The sequence below is a fragment of the Enterobacter sp. GER_MD16_1505_Eko_090 genome, assembly GCF_003331015.1.
Classification (GTDB): Bacteria; Pseudomonadota; Gammaproteobacteria; order Enterobacterales; family Enterobacteriaceae; genus Enterobacter; species Enterobacter roggenkampii.
Genome location: NZ_PUQF01000002.1, coordinates 14,049 through 40,589, shown reverse-complemented (window position 1 = coordinate 40,589; position 26,541 = coordinate 14,049). Strand labels below are relative to the sequence as shown.

Below are 26,541 nucleotides of genomic sequence, written 5' to 3'. Positions count from 1 at the left end.
CGAGATTGAGAAACATGAAAAAAACCACATTAGCAATGAGTGCACTGGCTCTGAGTTTAGGTTTAGCGCTGTCTCCTCTGACTGCTACTGCAGCCGAGACCGCGTCGTCGGCAGCAACCGCGCAGCAGATGCCAAGCCTGGCACCGATGCTCGAAAAAGTGATGCCATCGGTGGTGAGTATTAACGTTGAGGGTAGCACGACCGTCAATACGCCGCGCATGCCGCGTAACTTCCAGCAGTTCTTCGGCGACAACTCGCCGTTCTGCCAGGACGGTTCGCCATTCCAGAGCTCTCCGTTCTGTCAGGGCGGTGGCGCAGGGGATGACAGCCAGGGCGGCGGCCAGCAACAGAAATTCATGGCGCTTGGCTCGGGGGTAATCATTGATGCAGCGAAAGGCTACGTCGTCACCAACAACCACGTTGTTGATAACGCGAGCAGCATTAAGGTTCAACTGAGCGATGGCCGTAAGTTTGACGCCAAAGTGGTCGGCAAAGACCCGCGCTCCGACATCGCGCTGATCCAGATTCAGGATCCGAAAAACCTGACGGCGATTAAAATTGCCGACTCCGACGCGCTGCGCGTGGGTGACTATACCGTGGCGATCGGTAACCCGTTCGGTCTGGGTGAAACCGTGACCTCGGGTATCGTCTCTGCACTGGGCCGCAGCGGCCTCAATGCCGAAAACTATGAAAACTTCATCCAGACGGATGCAGCGATCAACCGCGGTAACTCCGGCGGCGCGCTGGTGAACCTGAACGGCGAGCTGATCGGTATCAACACCGCGATCCTGGCACCGGACGGCGGCAACATCGGGATCGGCTTTGCTATCCCAAGTAACATGGTGAAAAACCTGACCGCGCAGATGGTGCAGTATGGCCAGGTGAAACGCGGTGAGCTGGGTATCCTGGGTACGGAACTGAACTCCGAACTGGCTAAGGCAATGAAAGTTGACGCCCAGCGCGGGGCATTCGTCAGCCAGGTGATGCCGAACTCCTCTGCCGCTAAAGCGGGCATTAAAGCTGGGGATGTGATCACCTCCCTGAACGGTAAACCGATCAGCAGCTTTGCCGCCCTGCGTGCGGAAGTCGGCTCTATGCCTATCGGCAGCAAAGTGACCCTTGGTCTGCTGCGCGACGGTAAGGCGGTTAACGTCAGCCTGGAGCTGCAGCAGAGCAGCCAGAATCAGGTGGACTCCAGCACCATCTTCAGCGGTATCGAAGGCGCCGAGATGAGCAACAAAGGCGCAGATAAAGGCGTAGTGGTGAATAACGTGAAGGCGAATTCACCGGCAGCCCGTATTGGCCTGAAAAAAGGCGATGTGATCATGGGCGCTAACCAGCAGCCGGTGAAAAACATCGCTGAACTGCGTAAGATCCTCGACAGCAAACCTTCCGTGCTGGCGCTGAATATCCAGCGTGGTGACACCTCTATTTACCTGCTGATGCAGTAATCCTCTGAAGCCCCTGTTCGCAGGGGCTTTTCTCGTTTCTGTGACCTTTCACACAAGTCCACACTTCTTCCTCTCTCTTTGTGCATCTGCACAATGCGGGCGTCGCTGAACTTCCCTATGCTTGAGCTCTGCTCACGGGAGGGTTCTATGGCTGGCTGGCATCTTGATACCAAAATGGCGCAGGATATTGTGGCGCGCACCATGCGCATCATTGATACCAATATCAACGTAATGGATGCCCGCGGGCGCATTATTGGCAGTGGCGATCGCGAGCGTATTGGGGAATTGCACGAAGGCGCGCTGCTGGTGCTCTCCCAGGGGCGCGTGGTTGATATAGACGATGCGGTAGCGAAACACCTGCACGGCGTCCGTCAGGGCATCAATTTACCGCTGCGCCTTGAAGGCGAGATTGTGGGGGTCATCGGCCTCACCGGCGAGCCTGAGTCACTGCGAAAATACGGTGAGCTGGTCTGCATGACGGCGGAGATGATGCTGGAGCAGTCTCGCCTGATGCACCTGCTGGCTCAGGACAGCCGCCTGCGCGAAGAGCTGGTGATGAACCTTATTCAGGCGGAAGAGCATACGCCTGCGCTGAGCGAGTGGGCGCAGCGTCTGGGGATCGATCTGAACCAGCCGCGCGTGGTGGCGGTCATTGAGGTCGACAGCGGCCAGCTGGGCGTAGACAGCGCGATGGCCGAGCTGCAGCAGCTGCAAAATGCACTGGCGACGCCGGAGCGCGACAACCTGGTGGCGATCGTCTCTCTGACGGAGATGGTGGTGCTCAAACCGGCGCTCAATGCGTTTGGCCGCTGGGATGCGGACGATCATCGCCGTCGCGTGGAGCAGTTAATTTCCCGTATGAAAGAGAATGGTCAGCTGCGTTTTCGCGTTGCGCTGGGCAACTACTTTACCGGGCCGGGCAGTATCGCCCGCTCCTGGCGTACCGCGCGAACCACCATGATGGTGGGCAAGCAGCGAATGCCGGAAAGCCGCAGTTATTTTTATCAGGACCTGATGCTGCCGGTGCTGCTCGACAGCCTGCGCGGTGGCTGGCAGGCCAATGAGCTGGCGCGGCCACTGGCGCGCCTGAAAGCCATGGACAATAACGGCCTGCTGCGCCGGACGCTGCAGGCGTGGTTCCGTCATAACGTGCAGCCGCTGGCGACGTCAAAAGCGCTGTTTATCCACCGCAATACCCTGGAGTATCGGTTAAACCGAATTTCAGAGCTGACGGGGTTAGATCTGGGAAATTTCGACGACAGGCTGCTGCTGTATGTGGCGCTGCAGTTGGATGAACAGAGATGATGCTGTTTGCCGGGTGGCGGCTTCGCCTTACCCGGCCTACATGCGTTTGTAGGCCCGGTAAGCGAAGCGCCACCGGGCAATAAAACGGCTTATTTGTTGCGGGTTAACTTCTCAAGATCCGCTTCAATCTCGCTGATCTTATTGGTAACAACGCTTTCAAGGTGACGCAGGTCGTCAAGGATCTTGCGCTTGAGATCGACTTCGGTGCGGTCGCGCTGGCAGATCTGATCGAGTTCATCGATCACATAGCGCAGGTTAGGGCTGATTTCCTGTACTTCTTTGTATCCCTGTCCTACACCGTCAGCAACAACGGTCTTACGCTGGCGTGGGTATTTAAACTTCACGCTTTTGGCGAAAAACTCTCCTTTGTCCTTGTGAAAATAGATTTTCAAAATATCGTTATTGGCTTCCTGGCGGAGGCTGTAACGATCAATTTCATCAGGATTGGTAATGCCCAGACTTTTCAGATTATCGTACATAGCGGTACCCTTGATCTCAACATAACCTTTGAATAATTAACGAAAAAATCTATTTTCGCCACCCTCAGATATAAAAAAAGCGGGGTTGCCCCCGCTTTTTGTTATACCCGATTAATCGATGGTGCGCAGCAATTCGTTGATGCCCACTTTACCGCGCGTTTTCGCATCCACTTTCTTCACGATAACCGCACAGTACAGGCTGTATTTGCCATCTTTGGACGGCAGGTTGCCGGAAACCACCACGGAGCCCGCCGGAACGCGACCGTAATGCACTTCGCCGGTTTCACGGTCGTAAATACGGGTGCTCTGGCCGATGTAAACGCCCATGGAGATCACGGAACCTTCTTCCACGATTACGCCTTCCACCACTTCTGAACGCGCGCCGATGAAGCAGTTATCTTCGATGATGGTTGGGTTAGCCTGCAGTGGCTCCAGAACACCGCCGATGCCCACGCCGCCGGACAGGTGAACGTTTTTACCGATCTGTGCGCAGGAACCAACCGTTGCCCAGGTATCCACCATGGTGCCTTCATCAACGTAGGCACCGATGTTCACGTAGGATGGCATCAGCACGGTGTTGCGTGCGATGAAGGCACCCTGACGCACCGCCGCAGGCGGCACCACGCGGAAACCTTCTTTCTGGAAACGCGCTTCGTCGTAGTCAGCGAACTTCATTGGCACTTTATCGAAGTAGCGGCTTTCTGCTCCGTCGATAACCTGGTTATCGTTGATGCGGAAAGAGAGCAGCACGGCTTTCTTCAGCCATTGATGAGTGACCCACTGACCGTCGATTTTTTCTGCCACGCGCAGTGCGCCGGAATCCAGCAGGGAAATCACCTGGTTTACCGCTTCACGGGTCACGGTATCCACATTTGCCGGGGTAATCTCGGCGCGACGCTCAAAAGCGGACTCAATAACGTTCTGTAACTGCTGCATTGTTTACTCTTTCCATTTCACTAAAAAACATATCACCCTTTATCGTTTGGATTGAGGGCTGCTGTCAACCGTTGTTGCACTTCAAGCTGCAGGTCATTATTAAGGGCACGCCGGTCGGCGGTGGCGATTATAAATAAATCTTCTACTCGCTCGCCAATCGTTGTAATTCGGGCCCCATGAAGCGAAATTCCCAGATCGGCAAAAACCTGGCCGACGCGGGCGAGCAGCCCTGGCTGGTCGAGCGCGATCAGCTCCAGGAACGATTTACGATCGGTGTGGGTCGGCAGGAAATTGACCTCGGTATCCACGGTAAAGTGGCGCAATTTCGCCGGCTGGCGACGCGGCTGCGGGGGCTGCCAGCTGCGCTGGGTAATCGCCTGCTCCAGACCAAAACGTATCCCTTCATGCCTGTCCGACGACAGCGGGCTGCCGTCCGGCTCCAGCACGATAAAGGTGTCCATGGCCATGCCGTCGCGGGTGGTGAAAATCTGCGCGTCATGCACGCTCAGGTTACGTCTGTCCAGCTCGGCACAGACGGCAGCAAACAGATAAGGCCGGTCCGGGCTCCAGATGAAAATCTCCGTTCCGCCGCGCGTGGCCTGCGGGCTTAGCAGGATCATCGGCTGGGACAGATCGTGCTTGAGCAGATGCCGCGCGTGCCACGCCAGTTGGTTTGGGCTGTGGCGGACAAAATAGTTGGCGCGGCAGCGGGCCCAAATCTGATGTAGCGCCTCTTCATCAATGTTATCCATCCGCAGCAGCGCCAGCGCCTGAAGCTGGTGGTGACGCACGCGCTCGCGCATGTCCGGCGTGTTCTGCATCCCGCGACGCAGCTGTTTTTCGGTAGCGAAGTACAGCTCGCGCAGCAGGCTCTGCTTCCAGCTATTCCACAGGGTTTCGTTGGTGGCGCAAATATCCGCCACCGTCAGGCAGACCAGATAGCGCAGGCGGTTTTCCGTCTGAACTTCTTCCGCGAACTGCTTAATGACTTCCGGGTCCTGAATGTCCCGACGCTGCGCGGTGACCGACATCAGCAGGTGATGGCGCACCAGCCAGGCCACCAGCTGCGTTTCACGTGAGTTCAGGCCGTGCAGCTCGGCAAATTTCAGCACGTCCTGGGCGCCCAGCACCGAGTGGTCACCGCCGCGGCCTTTGGCGATGTCGTGGAACAGGGCGGCAATCAGGATCAGTTCCGGATGGGTCAGGCGCGGCCACAGCTCGACGCACAGCGGGTGGCGGGAGCGCGTCTCTTCTTTGGCAAAGCTCTCCAGCTTGAGCATCACGCGGATGGTGTGTTCATCCACCGTGTAGGCGTGGAACAGGTCGAACTGCATCTGCCCGACGATGTGCGACCACTGCGGCATATAGGCCCACAGCACGCTGTGGCGGTGCATCGGCAGCAGCCCACGGCTGACGGCGCCCGGGTGGCGGAGCATGCTCAGGAACAGCGAACGGGCTTCCGGGATATAGCACAGCGGCTGCGTCAGATGGCGGCGCGCGTGGCGCAGATGGCGCAGGGTGGTGGAATAGATCCCGGTGATGGTGCTGTTGCGCACCATGGTGTAGAACATCCTCAGGATCGCTTCCGGCTCGCGAATGAACAGCGTTTCGTCGCGCAGATCGATAAGCGTGCCGCGCAGCTGGAATTCATCGTCAATCGGGCGCGGCTTTTCGTCGGCAGTCAGGGCCAGAATGGCCTCGTCGAACAGCTGCAACAGCATCTGGTTCAGCTCGGTGACCCGGCGGGTGACGCGGAAGAAATCCTTCATCATCTGCTCAACCGGCTCGTTACCTTCGCCCTGGTAATTCAGGCGCTGCGCCACGCTGAGCTGGCGGTCAAACAGCAGACGGTTATCGTAGCGGGTGACCTCCAGATGCAGGGCAAAGCGGATGCGCCACAGCAGGTGCAGACACTCGTTGAGCTCGTTACGCTCCGCCTCGGTTAAAAAGCCGAAGCCAACCATCTCGTCCAGCGAGGTGGCGCCGAAATGGCGACGGGCGACCCACTGTAACGTGTGGATGTCGCGCAGGCCGCCGGGGCTGCTTTTAATATCGGGCTCAAGGTTATAGCTGGTGCCGTGGTAGCGCTGGTGGCGCTGGTTTTGCTCCTCGACTTTCGCGGCGAAGAACTTTTCTGACGGCCAGAAGCCGTCGCTGAAGATGTGTTTTTGCAGCTCCAGGAACAGCGCGACGTCGCCAATCAGCAGACGGGTTTCAATCAGGTTGGTGGCGACGGTCAGGTCCGATAGCCCTTCCAGCAGACACTCTTCCAGGGTGCGAACGCTGTGGCCGACTTCCAGCTTCACGTCCCAGAGCAGGGTCAGAAGCTCGCCGATTTTTTGCGCCTGTTCGTCCGGCAGCTTTTTGCGGCTTAGGATCAGGAGATCGATATCGGAAAGCGGATGCAGCTCACCGCGGCCATAGCCCCCGACGGCAACCAGCGCGACGTCGCTAACCTGCCCGAAACCGTAGTCGATCCACAGACGCTGCAGGAGCTGGTCGATAAACTCGGTGCGCGCCTCAATGAGCTGCTCGGCAGACACGCCTGCATCGAACGCGCTACCCAGCCAGCGATGGAAAACATCCATATGGGCTTTAATATGCGCGCAGGTCAGTTCGTGCGGCGGCCAGACGCCCGGGTTATCGGGCTGGTCGGGGAGGGTGGGAAGGGCTGTGTTAGCATACTGTTCGGGTAAAAGATTACTCATCGTGCGCCACCCATAAGAAAAAGCTATCGCCATTAAAAAAGCCGGCATTTGCCGGCTTCTTATCACTCAATGTTCGTCAGTATCGCCGGGATGGTGTCATCCTTGCGCAACGTCATAATTTCGCAGCCGTTGTCTGTTACCACAATAGTATGCTCGTACTGGGCAGACAAGCTTCTGTCTTTGGTTTTCACCGTCCAGCCGTCTTTCATGGTGCGGATGCGGTAGTCACCGGCGTTGACCATTGGCTCGATGGTGAAGGTCATGCCCTTTTGCAGCACAACGCCGCCGTCGTCTGCATCGTAGTGCAGAACCTGCGGCTCTTCATGGAAGACGCGGCCAATACCGTGACCGCAGTATTCGCGCACCACGGAGAACCCTTCCGCTTCCACAAATTTCTGAATTGCGGCGCCGATAGTACGCAGGCGAATACCCGGCTTCACCATTTTCAGCGCCAGGTAGAGGCTGTCCTGGGTGACTTTGCACAGACGCTCGCCCAGGATGGTCGGCTTGCCAACGATGAACATTTTTGAGGTATCACCGTGGTACTCGTCTTTAATGACGGTCACGTCGATGTTGACGATATCGCCGTCTTTCAGCAGTTTTTCATCGTCAGGAATGCCGTGGCACACCACTTCATTAATAGAGATGCAGACGGATTTCGGGAAACCGTGGTAGCCGAGGCAGGCGGAAACCGCGTGCTGCTCGTTCACGATATAGTCGTTACAGATGCGGTCCAGTTCACCCGTGCTGACGCCCGGCTTCACGAACGGCTCGATCATTTCCAGCACTTCCGCGGCCAGACGACCGGCGACGCGCATCTTTTCAATTTCTTCAGGTGTCTTAATAGAGATAGCCATGTAATCTGTCCATCGGTGTCGATTTTTTCGACAATACTAATCTAAGTGTCGTCAATGGTATCAGTCAGTCACGCTCCGTGCCAAATTGAGAATCATTAACAGCACACTCCGCCAACAACTGTTGGTTTCTGGTCGTGTTTTGTGGTATAAAGCGCGCCGGACTTCCGATCCATCTCAGATACACAGGCTGGACGGGAGCGACAAATCTCACTTTGTGTAACAACACACACGTATCGGCACATATTCCGGGGTGCCCTTCGGGGTCGGTAATATGGGATACGTGGAGGCATAACCCCAACTTTCAATATAGAGGTTTTAAACATGGCAACTGTTTCCATGCGCGACATGCTCAAGGCTGGTGTTCACTTTGGTCACCAGACCCGTTACTGGAACCCGAAAATGAAGCCTTTCATCTTCGGCGCACGTAACAAAGTTCACATCATCAACCTTGAAAAAACTGTACCAATGTTCAACGAAGCCCTGGCTGAGCTGAACAAGATTTCTTCCCGTAAAGGTAAGATTCTGTTCGTTGGTACTAAGCGCGCTGCAAGCGAAGCTGTGAAAGATGCTGCTAACAGCTGCGACCAGTTCTTCGTGAACCATCGCTGGTTGGGCGGCATGCTGACCAACTGGAAAACTGTTCGTCAGTCCATCAAGCGCCTGAAAGATCTGGAAACCCAGTCTCAGGACGGTACTTTCGACAAGCTGACTAAGAAAGAAGCGCTGATGCGCACTCGTGAACTGGACAAGCTGGAAAACAGCCTGGGCGGTATCAAAGATATGGGCGGCCTGCCAGACGCGCTGTTCGTAATCGATGCAGACCACGAGCACATCGCTATCAAAGAAGCTAACAACCTGGGTATCCCGGTATTCGCTATCGTTGATACCAACTCCGATCCGGACGGTGTTGACTTCGTTATCCCGGGTAACGACGACGCAATCCGTGCTGTTAGCCTGTACCTGAGCGCTGTAGCTGCTACCGTTCGTGAAGGCCGTTCCCAGGATCTGGCTTCTCAGGCGGAAGAAAGCTTCGTAGAAGCTGAATAATAAGGTTTTACCCCTTATTAGTACCGTGTATGAATAGGGGCCCATTACCGGCCCCTTTTTTCAATTTACACTGTTTGGCCCCCGGCCGGGCAGTTCACATCTCCCGAGGATTTAAGAATGGCTGAAATTACCGCATCCCTGGTAAAAGAGCTGCGCGAGCGTACTGGCGCAGGCATGATGGATTGCAAAAAAGCGCTGACTGAAGCGAACGGCGACATCGAGCTGGCAATCGAAAACATGCGTAAATCCGGTGCGATCAAAGCAGCTAAAAAAGCAGGCAACGTTGCTGCTGACGGCGTGATCATCACTAAGATCGACGGCACCTACGGCATCATTCTGGAAGTTAACTGCCAGACTGACTTCGTTGCTAAAGATGGTGGTTTCCAGGCATTTGCTAACAAAGTTCTGGACGCAGCGGTTGCTGGCAAAATCACTGACGTTGAAGTTCTGAAAGCACAGTTCGAAGAAGAGCGTGTTGCGCTGGTTGCTAAAATCGGTGAGAACATCAACATCCGTCGCGTTGCTTCTCTGGAAGGCGACGTTCTGGGTTCTTACCAGCACGGTGCTCGTATCGGTGTTCTGGTTGCGGCTAAAGGCGCTGACGAAGAGCTGGTTAAACAGCTGGCAATGCACATCGCTGCAAGCAAGCCAGAATTCGTTAAGCCAGAAGACGTGTCTGCTGAAGTGGTAGAGAAAGAGTACCAGGTTCAGCTGGACATCGCGATGCAGTCTGGTAAACCAAAAGAAATCGCAGAGAAAATGGTTGAAGGCCGCATGAAGAAATTCACCGGCGAAGTTTCTCTGACTGGCCAGCCATTCGTAATGGACCCAAGCAAGTCTGTTGCTCAGCTGCTGAAAGAGCACAACGCTGACGTAACTGGCTTCATCCGCTTCGAAGTGGGCGAAGGCATCGAGAAAGTTGAGACTGACTTCGCAGCAGAAGTTGCTGCAATGTCCAAGCAGTCTTAATGATTGAAAAGGAGCCGCCTGAGGGCGGCTTCTTTTTGTCACCCGTCACATGAAATCAGACAGGCTCCAGTATCGCTGTACTGATTTGCGGCATATCATGTCGCCAGAATTAACCCCCATCTTAATCGTTGACAGTCTCAGGAAAGAAACATGGCTACCAATGCAAAACCCGTGTACAAACGCATTCTGCTTAAGCTGAGTGGCGAAGCGCTGCAGGGATCGGAAGGCTTCGGTATTGACGCAAGCATCCTTGATCGCATGGCACAGGAAATCAAAGAACTGGTCGAACTGGGCATCCAGGTTGGCGTGGTCATTGGCGGTGGCAACCTTTTCCGTGGTGCTGGTCTGGCGAAAGCGGGGATGAACCGCGTTGTGGGCGACCACATGGGTATGCTGGCAACCGTGATGAATGGCCTGGCGATGCGTGATGCGCTCCATCGCGCCTATGTGAACGCCCGCCTGATGTCCGCGATCCCCCTGAATGGCGTATGCGATAATTACAGCTGGGCAGAAGCTATCAGCCTGCTGCGCAACAACCGCGTGGTGATCCTCTCCGCCGGTACGGGTAACCCGTTCTTTACGACCGATTCCGCTGCCTGCCTGCGCGGTATCGAGATCGAAGCTGATGTGGTACTGAAAGCGACCAAAGTCGATGGCGTGTTTACTGCCGACCCGGCAAAAGATCCTTCTGCCACCATGTACGATCAGCTGAGCTACAGCGAAGTGCTGGATAAAGAGCTGAAAGTGATGGATCTTGCCGCCTTCACGCTGGCTCGCGACCACAAATTGCCAATTCGTGTCTTCAACATGAACAAACCTGGCGCACTGCGTCGCGTGGTCATGGGCGAAAAAGAAGGCACTTTGATCACGGAATAATTTCCGTTGACGATAAATACAGGTAAGATTCCGCTTTATTTTGTAGTGGTATCTTACCCGGGCGCGCCTTTGGCGTTGTCATGAATTAAACGCGACTATACTTAGCACACCTGTAGCGCTGTGCTGGCGGATAGTCTGCCTGAGACAAGTTTTCAAGGATTCGTAACGTGATTAACGACATCAGAAAAGATGCTGAAGTACGCATGGAAAAATGCGTAGAAGCGTTCAAAACCCAAATCAGCAAAATCCGTACTGGCCGTGCTTCCCCAAGCCTGCTGGATGGCATCATCGTCGAGTACTACGGTACGCCAACCCCTCTGCGTCAGCTGGCGAGCGTGACGGTAGAAGATACCCGTACGCTGAAAATCAACGTATTCGATCGTTCTATGGGCCCGGCGGTTGAGAAAGCGATCATGGCGTCTGACCTCGGTCTGAACCCAAGCTCTGCGGGGGCTGACATCCGCGTTCCACTGCCACCGCTGACCGAAGAGCGTCGTAAAGACCTGATCAAAGTGGTACGTGGCGAAGCTGAGCAGGGTCGTGTATCCGTGCGTAACGTCCGTCGCGACGCGAATGATAAAGTCAAAGCGCTGCTGAAAGAAAAAGAGATCAGTGAAGATGACGATCGTCGTTCCCAGGACGACATTCAGAAAATGACTGACGCTGCCATCAAGAAAATTGATGCGGCGCTGGCAGATAAAGAAGCGGAACTGATGCAGTTCTGATTTCTGTCGTACACTGATAAACGCCGTTCAGAGGGACTTTGGGTCTTGCTGGCGGCGTTTTGCTTTTATCTGGTCTAACTTTTCGGGCATCTCATGAAGTATTTAACACTCCTTGGCTCAACCGGCTCTATCGGTTGCAGCACTCTCGACGTTGTTCGCCATAATCCTGAACTTTACACCGTGACAGCGCTGGTGGCCGGTAAGAATGTGCAGCGAATGGTTGAGCAGTGCCTGGAGTTTACGCCCCGCTATGCGGTGATGGATGACGAAGAGAGCGCGCGCCTGCTGAAAGCACAGCTGCTTGAGAAGGGCAGTCGAACCGAGGTGCTGAGTGGCCAACAGGCGGCCTGCGAGATGGCGGCGCTGGATGAGGTGGATCAGGTGATGGCGGCCATTGTCGGGGCGGCAGGATTATTGCCGACGCTTGCCGCGATTGATGCCGGTAAGGACGTTCTGCTGGCCAATAAAGAGTCGCTGGTCACCTGCGGACGCCTGTTCATGGAGGCGGTGAAGCAGCGCGGGGCGCGTCTTTTGCCCGTCGACAGCGAGCACAACGCGATTTTTCAGAGTTTACCGCAACCTTTTCAACAGAACCTGGGGTACGCTGACCTGGAGCAGAATGGCGTCGTGTCGATTCTGCTTACCGGGTCTGGTGGCCCGTTCCGTGAAACGCCACTGTCTGAACTGCGTGCGATGACGCCGGATCAGGCGTGCCGTCATCCGAACTGGTCGATGGGGCGTAAAATCTCCGTTGACTCTGCCACCATGATGAACAAAGGTCTGGAATACATTGAAGCGCGCTGGCTGTTTAATGCGTCAGCGAAACAGATGGAAGTTCTGATTCACCCGCAATCGGTGATTCATTCGATGGTGCGTTATCAGGATGGCAGCGTGCTGGCGCAGTTGGGCGAACCTGATATGCGTACGCCGATTGCCCATTCCATGGCGTGGCCGAATCGAGTGAAGTCCGGCGTGAAGCCGCTTGATTTCTGCAAGCTAAGTTCCCTGACGTTCAGTGAACCAGACTATGACCGTTACCCTTGTCTGAAGCTTGCAATGACGGCCTTTGACCAGGGGCAGGCGGCGACAACGGCACTGAATGCAGCCAATGAAATTACCGTTGAAGCATTTCTGAATCAGCAAATTCGTTTTACCGATATTGCGGCGTTAAATTTATCGGTACTGGAGATGATGGATTTGCGCGAACCACAGAGCGTGGAAGAGGTGCTAACGGTGGATGCAGCTGCGCGTAATATTGCGCGCCAACAGGTGACACGTCTCGCAAGCTGGTGATAAAGCAACCACTAGTCGTCGTGCTATTTGTTAGCGTTGGGCTTCAGTGATATAGTCTGCGCCACCTGATCGCAGGTATTTGACTTTACGTGGTCAGGTGAGCCGTGGTTTGACACGGCTTTTTTATGTATCGGCTTCAGTATTCCTGAGTACCGTTAAATCCTTTTCAGGGACAAAAAACGCGTTATGTTGTCTGCGAATCAACCAATAAGCGAAAACTTGCCAGCTCATGGCTGCCGTCATGTAGCAATCATTATGGATGGCAATGGCCGCTGGGCGAAAAGACAAGGGAAGATACGAGCCTTTGGGCATAAAGCTGGGGCGAAATCCGTTCGCCGCGCCGTTTCTTTTGCCGCCAATAACGGCATTGATGCGTTAACGCTCTATGCTTTTAGCAGTGAAAACTGGAATCGACCGCTGCAGGAAGTGACTGCGTTGATGGAATTGTTTGTGTGGGCGCTAGACAGCGAAGTAAAAAGCCTGCACCGCCACAACGTCCGCCTGCGTATCATTGGCGATACCAGTCGTTTTAACTCACGTTTGCAGGAACGGATTCGTAAAGCAGAGGCGCTGACTGAAAATAATACCGGTCTGACGCTGAATATTGCGGCGAATTACGGCGGACGCTGGGATATTATCCAGGGCGTTCGGCATCTCGCCGAACAGGTTCAGGAAGGGGTATTGAGACCCGACCAAATTGATGAAGAAGCGCTGAGCAAGCAAATCTGCATGAATGAACTGGCACCTGTGGATTTAGTAATTAGGACAGGGGGAGAACATCGCATAAGTAACTTTTTGATATGGCAAATTGCCTATGCCGAACTTTACTTTACAGATGTTCTTTGGCCCGATTTTGATGAACAAGACTTTGAAGGTGCGCTGCATGCCTTTGCCAATCGAGAGCGTCGTTTCGGCGGCACCGAGCCTGGTGGCGACAACGCCTGATGGGGGTAGCTTTTGCTGAAGTATCGCCTGATTTCCGCTTTTGTATTAATACCCATTGTCATTGCGGCGCTGTTTTTACTGCCCCCGGTGGGATTCGCTATTGTTACGCTGGTGGTGTGCATGCTCGCCGCGTGGGAATGGGGACAGTTTAGCGGCTTTACCTCGCGTACGCAGCGAGTATGGCTTGCGGTACTTTGTGGCTTTATTCTGGCCGTAATGCTGTTCACGTTGCCTGAATATCATCATGATATTCATCAGCCTCTGGTGGCTGGTTCCTTGTGGATATCGTTGGCCTGGTGGGTTGCCGCGCTGTTGCTGGTGCTGTTTTATCCCGGCTCCGCGGCGTTGTGGCGTCATTCAAAAGTGCTGCGACTGATTTTTGGTTTGCTCACTATTATTCCTTTTTTCTGGGGTATGGTTGCGCTGCGCGCCTGGCACTACGACGAAAACCACTACAGCGGTGCGATCTGGCTGCTTTATGTGATGATTCTCGTCTGGGGGGCTGACTCCGGGGCCTATATGTTTGGTAAACTATTTGGCAAACATAAGCTGGCACCGAAGGTTTCTCCGGGCAAAACCTGGCAAGGATTTATCGGCGGTTTGTTTACGGCCGCGATCATCTCCTGGGGCTACGGCGTCTGGGCGAATCTTGAAGTGGCACCATCAATACTGCTGGTGTGCTCGATTTTTGCTGCGCTTGCCTCCGTGCTCGGTGATTTAACCGAAAGTATGTTCAAGCGTGAAGCAGGGATTAAGGACAGTGGACACCTGATTCCAGGGCATGGCGGTATACTGGATCGCATTGATAGCCTGACAGCGGCTGTTCCAGTGTTTGCGTGTTTGCTTTTACTGGTATTCGGGACGATTTAACGGAAGGTTTTATGCTGAGCATTCTCTGGAATCTGGCGGCGTTCATAGTTGCACTGGGTGTACTGATTACCGTGCATGAATTTGGCCATTTCTGGGTTGCTCGCCGATGTGGCGTGCGCGTAGAGCGGTTTTCCATCGGTTTTGGTAAATCACTCTGGACGCGCACCGACCGCCACGGTACGCAATTTGTCATCGCCCTTATCCCGCTGGGCGGCTACGTCAAAATGCTCGACGAACGCGTCGAGCCTGTCGCGCCTGAACTGCGACACAGCGCATTCAACAATAAAACCGTTGGACAACGCGCCGCCATCATCGCTGCCGGACCGGTAGCCAACTTCATCTTTGCGATTTTCGCTTACTGGCTGGTGTTTATCATCGGCGTCCCTGGCGTGCGTCCGGTAGTAGGTGACATTGCCCCCAACTCCATCGCGGCGAGTGCGCAAATTACATCCGGGATGGAACTTAAAGCGATTGATGGCATCGAAACCCCTGATTGGGATGCCGTGCGACTGCAGCTGGTTGCTAAAATTGGCGATCCGCAGACCACCATCAGCGTATCGCCATTTGGGTCAGACGCCCGTCAGGACAAAGTGCTCGATTTACGTCAATGGCGTTTCGAGCCAGACAAAGAGGATCCCGTCGCTGCGCTGGGCATTCGTCCGCGCGGCGCGCAGATCGAGCCGGTATTAGCCGAAGTACAGGCAAACTCGGCGGCGAGCAAAGCGGGTTTGCAAGCAGGCGACAGGATCGTTAAAGTCGATGGTCAACCATTAACAGAGTGGATGACCTTTGTTACTCTGGTGCGCGATAATCCGGGTACGTCTCTCGCGCTGGAAGTTGAAAGGCAGGGCAGTCCGCTTTCGCTGACGCTGATCCCGGATACGAAGTCGGTCGGCAAGAAGGCAGAAGGGTTTGCAGGCGTTGTGCCAAAAGTGATCCCGCTGCCAGATGAGTACAAGACAATACGCCAGTATGGGCCGTTCAGCGCCATCCTTGAAGCCACGGATAAAACATGGCAACTGATGAAGCTGACGGTCAACATGTTGGGGAAATTGATAACCGGTGATGTGAAACTGAACAACCTCAGTGGGCCAATTTCGATTGCCCAGGGGGCTGGGATGTCAGCGGAATTCGGGGTGATTTACTATCTCATGTTCCTCGCGCTCATTAGCGTGAACCTTGGGATAATCAACCTGTTCCCGCTTCCCGTTTTAGACGGGGGTCATCTGCTGTTTTTAGCGATTGAAAAGCTAAAAGGCGGGCCGGTATCCGAGCGAGTTCAAGACTTTAGTTATCGCATTGGCTCGATTTTGCTGGTGCTGTTAATGGGGCTTGCACTTTTCAATGATTTCTCTCGGTTGTAAGAGAGTTAGTTAGGAAGAACGCATAATAACGATGGCGATGAAAAAGTTGCTCATAGCGTCGCTGCTGTTTAGCAGCGCCACCGTATACGGTGCTGACGGGTTCGTAGTGAAAGACATTCATTTCGAAGGCCTTCAGCGTGTCGCCGTTGGTGCGGCCCTCCTCAGTATGCCTGTGCGCCCCGGCGATACGGTTAATGATGATGATATCAGTAATACCATCCGTGCTCTGTTTGCCACCGGCAACTTCGAGGATGTCCGCGTCCTGCGTGATGGTGATACCCTGCTGGTACAGGTAAAAGAACGTCCAACGATCGCCAGTATCACTTTCTCCGGTAACAAGTCGGTGAAAGATGACATGCTCAAGCAAAACCTTGAAGCATCCGGTGTTCGTGTGGGTGAGTCTCTGGACCGCACAACCCTTTCAGACATTGAAAAAGGTCTGGAAGACTTCTACTACAGCGTCGGTAAATACAGCGCCAGCGTGAAAGCGGTTGTGACTCCGCTGCCGCGTAACCGTGTTGACCTGAAGCTGGTTTTCCAGGAAGGTGTCTCTGCTAAGATCCAGCAGATCAACATTGTGGGTAACCACGCGTTCAGCACCGACGAGCTGATCTCCACCTTCCAGCTGCGCGATGAAGTGCCGTGGTGGAACGTGGTGGGCGATCGCAAATACCAGAAACAGAAACTGGCGGGCGACCTTGAAACCCTGCGCAGCTACTATCTGGATCGTGGTTACGCGCGTTTCAACATCGACTCGACGCAGGTGAGCCTGACGCCGGACAAGAAAGGCATCTACATTACGATCAACATCACGGAAGGCGATCAGTACAAGCTTTCGGGTGTTGAGGTGAGTGGTAACCTGGCGGGGCATTCTGCTGAAATCGAATCGCTGACCAAAATTCAGCCAGGCGATCTCTATAGCGGATCCAAAGTCACCAAAATGGAAGACAGCATTAAGAAGCTGCTCGGCCGCTATGGTTATGCCTATCCGCGCGTACAGACTCAGCCGGAAATCAATGACGCGGATAAAACCGTTAAGCTGCACGTGAATGTTGACGCGGGTAACCGTTTCTACGTGCGTAAGATCCGCTTCGTCGGTAACGACACCTCCAAAGACTCCGTTCTGCGTCGCGAAATGCGTCAGATGGAAGGCGCATGGTTAGGTAGCGATCTCGTTGATCAGGGTAAAGAGCGTCTGAACCGTCTGGGCTATTTTGAAACGGTTGATACTGATACCCAGCGCGTACCGGGCAGCCCGGATCAGGTTGATGTCGTTTATAAAGTGAAAGAGCGTAACACCGGTAGCTTTAACTTTGGTGTGGGCTACGGTACTGAAAGCGGCGTCAGCTTCCAGGTTGGCGTGCAGCAGGATAACTGGCTGGGTACGGGTTACTCTGTCGGAATTAACGGTACCAAAAACGACTACCAGACCTACTCTGAGTTCTCTGTAACGAACCCATACTTCACCGTTGACGGTGTGAGCCTGGGCGGTCGTATCTTCTACAACGACTTTAAAGCAGACGATGCGGATCTGTCCTCCTACACCAACAAGAGTTACGGTGTGGACGGTACGCTTGGCTTCCCGATTAACGAATACAACACCCTGCGAGCGGGCTTAGGTTACGTGCATAACGACCTGTCCAATATGCAACCGCAGGTGGCCATGTGGCGTTACCTGGATTCTATTGGCCAGTCGGCGAGCAAAAACAGCGATAACAACGGTTTCGCTGCAGATGACTTCACCTTCAACTACGGCTGGACCTATAACCGTCTCGACCGTGGTTACTTCCCAACGGAAGGTTCTCGCGTCAACCTGAACGGTAAAGTTACCGTCCCGGGTTCCGATAACGAGTTCTATAAGGTGACGCTGGATACTGCGTCCTACTTCCCGATCGATGACGATCACAAGTGGGTGGTTCTGGGTCGTACCCGTTGGGGCTATGGTGATGGTTTAGGCGGCAAAGAGATGCCGTTCTATGAAAACTTCTATGCCGGTGGTTCCAGTACCGTTCGTGGCTTCCAGTCCAACAACATTGGTCCGAAAGCGGTTTACTACGGCGGGAACGACAAAGATAACTGCGATAAGTCTTCCTCATCAGAAGTCTGTAGTTCTGATGACGCAGTCGGCGGTAACGCTATGGCCGTTGCCAGCCTGGAGTTCATCACGCCAACGCCGTTTATTAGTGATAAATATGCGAACTCCGTCCGTACATCCTTCTTCTGGGATGCGGGTACGGTGTGGGATACCAACTGGGAGAACACTGCCCAGATGCGTGCAGCTGGCGTTCCTGACTACAGCGATCCGAGCAATATTCGCATGTCTGCCGGTATCGCATTACAATGGATGTCACCGCTGGGGCCGTTGGTCTTCTCTTACGCCCAGCCGTTTAAGAAATATGATGGAGACAAAGCGGAGCAATTCCAGTTTAACATTGGTAAAACCTGGTAATAATCCGCTGCAAAGGAATGCGTTGGCAGTGTAGCGCTGACAACTGGCGATCGGTAACACGGTCGCCTTGCCACGCAAAGAACGGTACCTTCTGGTGCCAATGGGATGGTAAGGAGTTAATTGTGAAAAAGTGGTTATTAGCTGCAGGTCTCGGTTTAGCGATGGCAACTTCTGCTCAGGCAGCAGACAAAATTGCAATCGTCAACATGGGTAATTTGTTCCAGCAGGTTGCACAGAAAACAGGTGTTTCTGCGACGCTGGAAAACGAATTCAAAGGCCGTGCAAGCGAACTGCAGGGTATGGAAAACGATCTTCAGTCCAAAATGCAGCGTCTGCAGCGTGATGGTTCTACCATGAAGGCAAGCGACCGCAGCAAGCTGGAAAAAGACGTAATGGCTCAGCGCCAGGCGTTCTCCCAGAAAGCGCAGGCTTTCGAGCAGGATCGTCAGCGTCGTTCTAACGAAGAACGCGGCAAGCTGGTGACTCGCATTCAGACCGCTGTTAAAGCAGTGGCTGCCGATCAGAGCATCGATCTGGTTGTTGATGCGAACGCCGTCGCTTTCAACAGCAAAGATGTTAAAGACATCACTGCTGACGTTCTGAAACAGGTTAAATAAGTAATGCCTTCAATTCGACTGGCTGATTTAGCTCAGCAGTTGGATGCAGAATTACACGGTGATGGCGATATCGTCATCACCGCTGTTGCGTCCATGCAATCTGCTAAAGCTGGCACGATTACCTTCATGGTAAGCCCTAAGTACCGTGAGCAACTGGCTCAATGCCAGGCGTCAGCTGTTGTTCTGACGCAGGACGATCTTCCATTTGCCACTGTAAGCGCGCTGGTAGTGAAAAACCCCTACCTGACGTATGCACGCATGGCTCAAATTCTTGATACCACGCCGCAACCGGCCCAGAACATTGCTGCCAGCGCAGCGATTGATGAGACGGCCAGGCTGGGTAACAACGTCGCCGTTGGTGCGAATGCGGTTATCGAATCCGGCGTCGAGCTGGGCGATAACGTCGTCATTGGCCCGGGCTGCTTCGTTGGGAAAAATACGAAAATCGGCGCCGGGACCCGTTTATGGGCGAATGTGTCCGTATACCATGACGTTGAAATTGGCGAAAACTGCCTCGTCCAATCCAGCACCGTGATTGGTTCTGATGGCTTTGGTTACGCTAACGATCGCGGTAACTGGGTTAAGATCCCGCAGCTTGGTCGCGTTATTATTGGCGATCGCGTGGAGATCGGCGCCTGTACCACCATTGACCGTGGCGCGCTTGACGACACGATCATTGGCAATGGTGTTATCATCGATAACCAGTGCCAGATTGCGCATAACGTTGTGATTGGCGACAATACCGCGGTTGCGGGTGGCGTCATCATGGCGGGCAGCCTGAAAATTGGCCGTTATTGCATGATTGGCGGTGCGAGCGTGATTAATGGCCATATGGAAATCTGCGACAAGGTGACCGTGACGGGAATGGGCATGGTAATGCGTCCTATCACTGAACCTGGCGTCTATTCCTCCGGCATTCCGCTCCAGCCCAACAAGGTATGGCGTAAAACAGCAGCTCTGGTGATGAACATTGATGATATGAGCAAGCGCCTCAAGTCCCTTGAGCGCAAGATCGATCAACAAGACTAAGCGTCATCCGTTTAACGCTATTTTTCCCGGCCTGTCGGCTTTCTAATAAACCGGCAGGCCGTGTTATTATTGTTATCAGTACATTTTGACAGGAAGAGTATTTTGACTACTGACACTCATACTCTGCATATTGAAGAGATTTTAGAACTTCTGCCGCACCGCTACCCGTTTCTGCTGGTAGACCGTGTGCTGGATTTTGAAGAAGGTCGTTTTCTGCGCGCAGTGAAAAATGTTTCCGTGAATGAGCCGTTCTTCCAGGGGCACTTCCCTGGTAAACCTATCTTCCCGGGTGTGTTGATTCTGGAAGCGATGGCTCAGGCTACCGGTATTCTGGCGTTTAAAAGCGTCGGTAAACTGGAACCCGGTGAGCTGTATTACTTCGCGGGTATTGACGAAGCGCGCTTTAAGCGCCCTGTCGTGCCTGGTGATCAGATGATCATGGAAGTCACTTTTGAAAAAACGCGTCGTGGCCTGACTCGCTTCAAAGGCGTAGCGCTGGTTGACGGTAAAGTTGTTTGCGAAGCGACGATGATGTGTGCTCGTAGCCGGGAGTCCTGATACGTGATTGATAAATCCGCCTTTATTCATCCTACCGCCATTGTGGAAACGGGTGCCATCGTTGGTGCTAACGCCCACATTGGCCCGTTTTGTATTGTTGGACCCCATGTCGAAATTGGTGAGGGTACAGTGCTGAAATCTCACGTTGTGGTGAATGGTCACACGACCATTGGCTGCAATAACGAGATCTATCAGTTCGCCTCCATCGGCGAAGTTAACCAGGATCTGAAATATGCTGGTGAGTCGACCCGTGTGGAAATCGGCGATCGTAACCGTATTCGCGAAAGCGTCACCATTCATCGTGGAACAGTACAGGGTGGTGGGTTGACGAAGGTGGGCAGCGATAACCTGTTTATGGTGAATGCGCATATCGCGCACGACTGTACCGTGGGTGACCGCTGTATCCTTGCCAACAATGCCACGCTGGCAGGACACGTATCAGTTGATGACTTCGCAATTATTGGCGGCATGACCGCAGTCCATCAGTTCTGCATCATTGGTGCGCACGTGATGGTCGGCGGATGCTCCGGTGTGGCGCAGGACGTCCCACCGTATGTGATTGCGCAGGGCAACCATGCCACGCCGTTTGGCGTGAACATCGAAGGCCTCAAGCGTCGTGGTTTTAGTCGCGAAGCGATTACTGCCATCCGCAACGCGTACAAACTGCTGTACCGTAGCGGTAAAACGCTGGAAGAGGCGAAGCCGGAAATTGCCGAACTGGCGAAAAAGCACCCGGAAGTGGACGCGTTCATGGAGTTCTTTGACCGTTCAACAAGGGGTCTGATTCGTTAATGGTCGACAGTCGTCCGCTTACGATAGCCCTGGTCGCCGGAGAAACCTCCGGCGATATTCTTGGTGCCGGTCTCATCCGTGCGCTTAAGGCTCGCGTACCCAATGCTCGCTTTGTCGGTGTTGCTGGCCCGCTGATGCAGGCCGAAGGCTGTGAAGCCTGGTATGAAATGGAAGAGCTGGCCGTGATGGGGATCGTTGAGGTGCTGGGACGGTTACGCCGTTTGCTGCACATCCGTGCCGATCTCACCCGCCGCTTTACCGAACTCAAACCCGATGTGTTTGTCGGTATCGATGCACCTGATTTCAACATTACCCTCGAAGGGAATCTGAAAAAGCAGGGCATTAAGACGATTCACTACGTCAGTCCGTCCGTCTGGGCGTGGCGACAGAAACGCGTTTTCAAAATCGGACGGTCCACCCACCTGGTGCTGGCTTTCCTGCCTTTCGAAAAAGCGTTTTACGACAGATTTAATGTTCCGTGCCGTTTTATCGGTCATACCATGGCGGATGCGATGCCACTGGATCCGGATAAAAACGCGGCGCGCGACGCGCTGGGCATCCCGCATGATGTGCACTGTCTGGCCTTACTGCCAGGCAGCCGTGGCGCAGAAGTTGAGATGCTGAGCGCTGATTTCCTCAAGACAGCGCAAATTCTTCGCCAGACGTACCCCGATCTCGAAGTGGTCGTGCCGCTGGTGAATGCCAAACGCCGCGAGCAGTTTGAGCGCATCAAAGCAGACGTCGCCCCGGATCTTCACGTCCGTCTTCTGGACGGGCAAGGGCGGGAAGCAATGTATGCGAGCGATGCCGCACTGCTGGCCTCCGGCACGGCGGCGCTGGAGTGTATGCTGGCGAAATGCCCGATGGTGGTCGGTTACCGCATGAAGCCGTTTACCTTCTGGCTGGCAAAACGTCTGGTGAAAACAGATTACGTCTCCCTGCCAAACCTGCTTGCGGGTCGCGAGCTGGTGAAAGAGCTCTTGCAGGATGAATGCCAGCCACAGGCGCTGGCGGAGGCCCTGCTGCCGCTGCTCGCCAACGGTAAAACCAGCCACCAGATGCACGATACCTTCCGCGAACTGCATCAACTGATCCGCTGTAATGCTGATGAGCAAGCGGCCGATGCGGTGCTGGAGTTAGCAAAATGATGGAATTTGTTTATCCTCACACCCACCTTGTGGCGGGTGTGGACGAAGTGGGTCGTGGTCCGTTAGTGGGAGCCGTGGTGACCGCTGCGGTGATCCTCGATCCGGCTCGGCCGATCGTCGGGCTGAATGACTCAAAAAAATTGTCTGAAAAGCGCCGGCTGGCGCTGTTTAGTGAGATTCAGGAGAAAGCGCTGGCCTGGAGCCTCGGGCGTGCTGAACCGCATGAGATAGACGAGCTGAATATTTTGCATGCCACGATGCTGGCGATGCAGCGTGCGGTGGCGGGGCTGAAAATTTCCCCTGAATATGTCCTGATTGACGGCAACCGCTGTCCGGCATTGCCCATGCCTTCAATGGCAGTGGTCAAAGGCGATAGCCGGGTCGCAGAAATTAGCGCAGCTTCTATTATTGCCAAAGTGACACGCGACGCCGAAATGGCCGCGCTGGATCTCACTTACCCTCAGTATGGTTTCGCCCAGCATAAGGGATATCCCACACCTTTCCACCTGGAGAGGCTGGCTGAACATGGCGCAACCGAACACCATCGGCGCAGTTTTGGCCCGGTAAAACGCGCCCTGGGACGGGTGTCCTGAATCATTACGCAAGCAATTAAGTAACGCGGAATCTGAAGATGGCTGAACCACGTTTCGTACACCTGCGGGTGCATAGCGACTACTCCATGATCGATGGGCTGGCGAAGACCGGGCCGCTGGTAAAAAAGGCGGCCTCGCTTGGCATGCCTGCGCTGGCGATCACCGATTTTACCAACCTGTGTGGTCTGGTGAAGTTCTACGGAACGGCGCACGGCGCGGGGATGAAGCCGATCGTCGGCGCAGATTTCCACGTGCAGAGCGACCTCATCGGGGATGAACTGACGCAAATCTCCGTGCTGGCGATGAACAACACGGGTTACCAAAACCTCACACTGCTTATCTCAAAAGCCTATCAGCGCGGATATGGTGCGCTGGGCCCGTGGATCGACCGCGACTGGCTGGCTGAACTGAACGAAGGGCTGCTCCTGATCTCAGGCGGCCGGATGGGGGACGTCGGCAAATCCCTGCTGCGCGGTAACAGCGCGCTGGTGGAACAATGCGTCTCGTTCTATGAAGAATATTTCCCTAATCGTTATTACCTGGAGTTGATCCGTACCGGCCGTCAGGATGAAGAGAGCTATCTTCATGCCGCGGTGGCGCTCGCAGAAGAGCGCGGGTTGCCCGTAGTGGCCACCAACGACGTGCGGTTCCTTGAGGCGGGCGATTTTGACGCTCACGAAATTCGCGTGGCGATCCACGATGGCTTTACCCTCGACGATCCGAAGCGGCCGCGCAATTACTCCGCACAACAGTACATGCGCAGCGAGGAGGAGATGTGTGAGCTCTTCTCCGATATCCCCGAAGCGCTGGAAAACAGCGTAGAGATTGCCAAGCGCTGCAACGTCACCGTCCGCCTTGGCGAATACTTCCTGCCGCAGTTCCCGACGGGTGACATGACCACGGAAGATTTCCTGGTCATGAAATCGAAAGAAGGTCTGGAAGAGCGTCTGGAATTCCTGTTCCCGGATGAAGAAGAGCGTAAAAAGCGTCGTCCGGAGTATGACGAACGCCTGGACATTGAACTCCAGGTGATCAACCAGATGGGCTTCCCGGGCTACTTCCTGATCGTTATGGAGTTCATCCAGTGGTCGAAGGATAACGGCGTGCCGGTTGGACCGGGCCGTGGTTCCGGCGCAGGCTCGCTGGTGGCGTACGCGCTGAAAATTACCGACCTCGATCCGCTGGAGTTCGACCTGCTGTTCGAACGTTTCCTCAACCCGGAACGTGTCTCGATGCCCGACTTCGACGTCGACTTCTGCATGGAGAAACGTGACCAGGTGATCGAGCACGTGGCCGACATGTACGGTCGTGATGCGGTATCGCAGATCATTACCTTCGGTACGATGGCGGCGAAAGCGGTTATCCGCGACGTGGGCCGCGTGCTGGGCCACCCTTACGGGTTTGTCGATCGCATCTCTAAACTGGTGCCGCCCGATCCGGGCATGACGCTGGCAAAAGCCTTTGAGGCTGAACCGCAGCTGCCGGAAATCTATGAAGCGGACGAAGAGGTCAAAGCGCTGATCGACATGGCGCGCAAGCTGGAAGGCGTCACGCGTAACGCCGGTAAGCATGCGGGGGGCGTGGTTATCGCCCCGACCAAAATCACCGACTTCGCGCCGCTGTATTGCGATGAAGCGGGCCAGCATCCGGTCACCCAGTTCGACAAGAACGACGTAGAATACGCCGGGCTGGTGAAGTTCGACTTCCTTGGCCTGCGTACGCTGACCATCATCAACTGGGCGCTGGAGATGATCAACGCCCGCCGCGAGAAGAACGGCGAGCCGCCGCTGGATATCGCGGCCATCCCGCTGGACGACAAGAAAAGTTTCGACATGCTGCAGCGCTCGGAGACCACCGCCGTCTTCCAGCTTGAATCCCGTGGCATGAAAGATCTGATTAAGCGCCTGCAGCCAGACTGCTTCGAAGATATGATCGCGCTGGTGGCCCTGTTCCGTCCGGGCCCTTTGCAGTCAGGGATGGTAGATAACTTTATCGACCGTAAGCACGGGAGAGAAGAGATTTCCTACCCGGACGTTCAGTGGCAGCACGAAAGCCTGAAGCCGGTACTGGAGCCAACCTATGGCATCATCCTGTATCAGGAACAGGTGATGCAGATCGCCCAGGTGCTTTCCGGCTATACGCTCGGCGGCGCGGACATGCTGCGTCGTGCGATGGGTAAGAAAAAGCCGGAAGAGATGGCCAAGCAGCGTTCCATCTTTGAAGACGGGGCGAAGAAAAACGGCGTCGACGGCGAGCTGGCGATGAAAATCTTCGACCTGGTGGAGAAATTCGCCGGGTACGGATTTAACAAATCTCACTCAGCCGCCTATGCTTTGGTGTCGTATCAAACGCTGTGGCTGAAGGCACACTATCCTGCGGAGTTTATGGCGGCGGTAATGACCGCCGATATGGACAACACCGAGAAGGTGGTGGGCCTGGTGGATGAGTGCTGGCGCATGGGGCTGAAGATCCTGCCGCCGGATATTAACTCAGGTCTCTACCATTTCCACGTCAACGACGACGGGGAGATCGTTTACGGGATCGGCGCGATCAAGGGCGTGGGCGAGGGGCCGATCGAGGCGATCATCGAAGCGCGCAATAACGGCGGGTATTTCCGCGAGCTGTTCGATCTTTGCGCCCGTACCGATACCAAAAAGCTGAATCGCCGCGTGCTGGAAAAACTGATCATGTCCGGCGCGTTCGACAGGCTGGGGCCGCACCGCGCCGCGCTGATGAACTCGCTGGGCGACGCCCTGAAAGCGGCGGATCAGCACGCAAAAGCGGAAGCCATTGGCCAGGCGGATATGTTCGGGGTGCTGGCGGAAGAGCCGGAGCAGATTGAGCAGTCGTATTCCAACTGCCAGCCGTGGCCAGAACAGGTGGTGCTGGACGGCGAGCGTGAAACGTTAGGTTTGTACCTGACGGGTCACCCGATCAACCAGTACATTAAAGAAATTGAGCGCTATGTCGGCGGCCACAGGCTAAAAGACATGCATCCGACAGAACGTGGTAAAATCACCACGGCTGCGGGGCTCGTGATTGCTGCAAGGGTTATGGTCACCAAGCGCGGCAATCGTATCGGCATCTGTACGTTGGATGACCGTTCCGGGCGTCTGGAGGTGATGTTGTTCACCGATGCGCTGGATAAATACCAGCAATTGCTGGAAAAAGACCGCATACTTATCGTCAGCGGACAGGTCAGCTTTGATGACTTCAGTGGGGGGCTTAAAATGACCGCCCGCGAAGTGATGGACATTGACGAAGCCCGGGAAAAATATGCTCGCGGGCTTGCTATCTCGCTGACGGACAGGCAAATTGATGACCAGCTTTTAAACCGACTCCGTCAGTCTCTGGAACCCCACCGCTCGGGGACAATTCCAGTACATCTCTACTATCAGAGGGCGGATGCACGTGCGCGGTTGCGCTTTGGTGCAACGTGGCGTGTCTCTCCGAGCGATCGTTTACTGAACGATCTCCGTGGCCTCATTGGTTCGGAGCAGGTGGAACTGGAGTTTGACTAATACAGGAAT

The 26,541-nt window shown here is 54.7% G+C and carries 22 protein-coding genes; 18 read left to right on the top strand and 4 right to left on the bottom strand.

The annotated features are described in order from the left end of the window. Positions 1-14: 14 nt before the first annotated feature. Both degP and cdaR read left to right on the top strand, forming a co-directional pair. On the top strand, positions 15-1,451 hold the full coding sequence (gene degP / locus C6A40_RS02610; protein ID WP_008501918.1) for a serine endoprotease DegP: 1,437 nt from the start codon (positions 15-17) through the stop codon (positions 1,449-1,451). A 147-nt stretch (positions 1,452-1,598) separates the two neighbouring features. Further along, complete coding sequence (gene cdaR, locus C6A40_RS02605) at positions 1,599-2,756, top strand: DNA-binding transcriptional regulator CdaR (protein ID WP_008501917.1); 1,158 nt, start codon at positions 1,599-1,601, stop codon at positions 2,754-2,756. Positions 2,757-2,845: 89 nt separating this feature from the next. On the opposite strand, the gene C6A40_RS02600 is transcribed toward cdaR, so the two are convergent. From C6A40_RS02600 to map, 4 genes are all read right to left on the bottom strand, one after another. Beyond that, positions 2,846-3,235, bottom strand: a complete 390-nt coding sequence (locus C6A40_RS02600; RefSeq protein WP_008501916.1) for a DUF3461 family protein — start codon at positions 3,233-3,235, stop codon at positions 2,846-2,848. A gap of 111 nt (positions 3,236-3,346) precedes the next feature. After that, a complete protein-coding gene (gene dapD, locus C6A40_RS02595) occupies positions 3,347-4,171 on the bottom strand; it encodes a 2,3,4,5-tetrahydropyridine-2,6-dicarboxylate N-succinyltransferase (RefSeq protein ID WP_008501915.1) in 825 nt (274 codons plus the stop codon). A 32-nt stretch (positions 4,172-4,203) separates the two neighbouring features. Next, complete coding sequence (gene glnD / locus C6A40_RS02590) at positions 4,204-6,879, bottom strand: bifunctional uridylyltransferase/uridylyl-removing protein GlnD (protein ID WP_023345458.1); 2,676 nt, start codon at positions 6,877-6,879, stop codon at positions 4,204-4,206. 62 nt (positions 6,880-6,941) lie between these two features. Further along, positions 6,942-7,736 carry a type I methionyl aminopeptidase gene (gene map, locus C6A40_RS02585; RefSeq protein ID WP_008501913.1) on the bottom strand — a complete coding sequence of 265 codons (795 nt, stop codon included), beginning with the start codon at positions 7,734-7,736 and terminating at the stop codon, positions 6,942-6,944. Positions 7,737-8,057: 321 nt separating this feature from the next. Between map and rpsB the strand changes: the two genes are divergently transcribed. From rpsB to dnaE, 16 genes are all read left to right on the top strand, one after another. Beyond that, positions 8,058-8,783 (top strand): 30S ribosomal protein S2, encoded by a 726-nt coding sequence (gene rpsB / locus C6A40_RS02580; RefSeq protein WP_003856207.1) that lies wholly within the window; start codon positions 8,058-8,060, stop codon positions 8,781-8,783. A 117-nt stretch (positions 8,784-8,900) separates the two neighbouring features. Then, positions 8,901-9,752, top strand: a complete 852-nt coding sequence (gene tsf / locus C6A40_RS02575) for a translation elongation factor Ts (protein ID WP_014830708.1) — start codon at positions 8,901-8,903, stop codon at positions 9,750-9,752. Between the two features lie 150 nt (positions 9,753-9,902). Next, positions 9,903-10,628, top strand: coding sequence for a UMP kinase (gene pyrH / locus C6A40_RS02570; protein ID WP_008501910.1), 726 nt, complete (start codon positions 9,903-9,905; stop codon positions 10,626-10,628). 167 nt (positions 10,629-10,795) lie between these two features. Then, positions 10,796-11,353, top strand: a complete 558-nt coding sequence (frr, locus tag C6A40_RS02565) for a ribosome recycling factor (protein WP_008501909.1) — start codon at positions 10,796-10,798, stop codon at positions 11,351-11,353. Between the two features lie 93 nt (positions 11,354-11,446). Beyond that, on the top strand, positions 11,447-12,646 hold the full coding sequence (ispC, locus tag C6A40_RS02560) for a 1-deoxy-D-xylulose-5-phosphate reductoisomerase (RefSeq protein WP_045335709.1): 1,200 nt from the start codon (positions 11,447-11,449) through the stop codon (positions 12,644-12,646). A gap of 186 nt (positions 12,647-12,832) precedes the next feature. Further along, positions 12,833-13,591 (top strand): (2E,6E)-farnesyl-diphosphate-specific ditrans,polycis-undecaprenyl-diphosphate synthase, encoded by a 759-nt coding sequence (gene ispU, locus C6A40_RS02555; RefSeq protein WP_032635546.1) that lies wholly within the window; start codon positions 12,833-12,835, stop codon positions 13,589-13,591. Positions 13,592-13,603: 12 nt separating this feature from the next. After that, the gene (gene cdsA / locus C6A40_RS02550; protein WP_008501906.1) at positions 13,604-14,461 is read left to right on the top strand and encodes a phosphatidate cytidylyltransferase; all 858 of its coding nucleotides are present in this window, start codon (positions 13,604-13,606) and stop codon (positions 14,459-14,461) included. 11 nt (positions 14,462-14,472) lie between these two features. Beyond that, entirely contained in the window at positions 14,473-15,825 is a 1,353-nt protein-coding gene (rseP, locus tag C6A40_RS02545) for a sigma E protease regulator RseP (protein ID WP_008501905.1), read from the top strand. 31 nt (positions 15,826-15,856) lie between these two features. Next, the gene (bamA, locus tag C6A40_RS02540; protein WP_008501904.1) at positions 15,857-18,274 is read left to right on the top strand and encodes an outer membrane protein assembly factor BamA; all 2,418 of its coding nucleotides are present in this window, start codon (positions 15,857-15,859) and stop codon (positions 18,272-18,274) included. A gap of 122 nt (positions 18,275-18,396) precedes the next feature. Then, positions 18,397-18,891, top strand: a complete 495-nt coding sequence (gene skp, locus C6A40_RS02535; RefSeq protein WP_008501902.1) for a molecular chaperone Skp — start codon at positions 18,397-18,399, stop codon at positions 18,889-18,891. A 3-nt stretch (positions 18,892-18,894) separates the two neighbouring features. Continuing rightward, positions 18,895-19,920: a UDP-3-O-(3-hydroxymyristoyl)glucosamine N-acyltransferase gene (gene lpxD / locus C6A40_RS02530; protein ID WP_008501901.1), complete on the top strand. Its 1,026-nt coding sequence runs from the start codon at positions 18,895-18,897 to the stop codon at positions 19,918-19,920. 102 nt (positions 19,921-20,022) lie between these two features. After that, positions 20,023-20,478, top strand: coding sequence for a 3-hydroxyacyl-ACP dehydratase FabZ (fabZ, locus tag C6A40_RS02525; RefSeq protein ID WP_010426706.1), 456 nt, complete (start codon positions 20,023-20,025; stop codon positions 20,476-20,478). A gap of 3 nt (positions 20,479-20,481) precedes the next feature. Further along, a complete protein-coding gene (lpxA, locus tag C6A40_RS02520) occupies positions 20,482-21,270 on the top strand; it encodes an acyl-ACP--UDP-N-acetylglucosamine O-acyltransferase (RefSeq protein ID WP_008501899.1) in 789 nt (262 codons plus the stop codon). After that, the gene (lpxB, locus tag C6A40_RS02515; RefSeq protein ID WP_023293232.1) at positions 21,270-22,418 is read left to right on the top strand and encodes a lipid-A-disaccharide synthase; all 1,149 of its coding nucleotides are present in this window, start codon (positions 21,270-21,272) and stop codon (positions 22,416-22,418) included. The genes lpxA and lpxB overlap by 1 nt, the downstream gene beginning before the upstream one ends. Next, positions 22,415-23,011 carry a ribonuclease HII gene (rnhB, locus tag C6A40_RS02510; protein ID WP_008501897.1) on the top strand — a complete coding sequence of 199 codons (597 nt, stop codon included), beginning with the start codon at positions 22,415-22,417 and terminating at the stop codon, positions 23,009-23,011. Before lpxB ends, rnhB begins: the two co-directional genes overlap by 4 nt. A gap of 38 nt (positions 23,012-23,049) precedes the next feature. Then, the gene (dnaE, locus tag C6A40_RS02505; protein WP_045335712.1) at positions 23,050-26,532 is read left to right on the top strand and encodes a DNA polymerase III subunit alpha; all 3,483 of its coding nucleotides are present in this window, start codon (positions 23,050-23,052) and stop codon (positions 26,530-26,532) included. Positions 26,533-26,541: the final 9 nt, after the last annotated feature.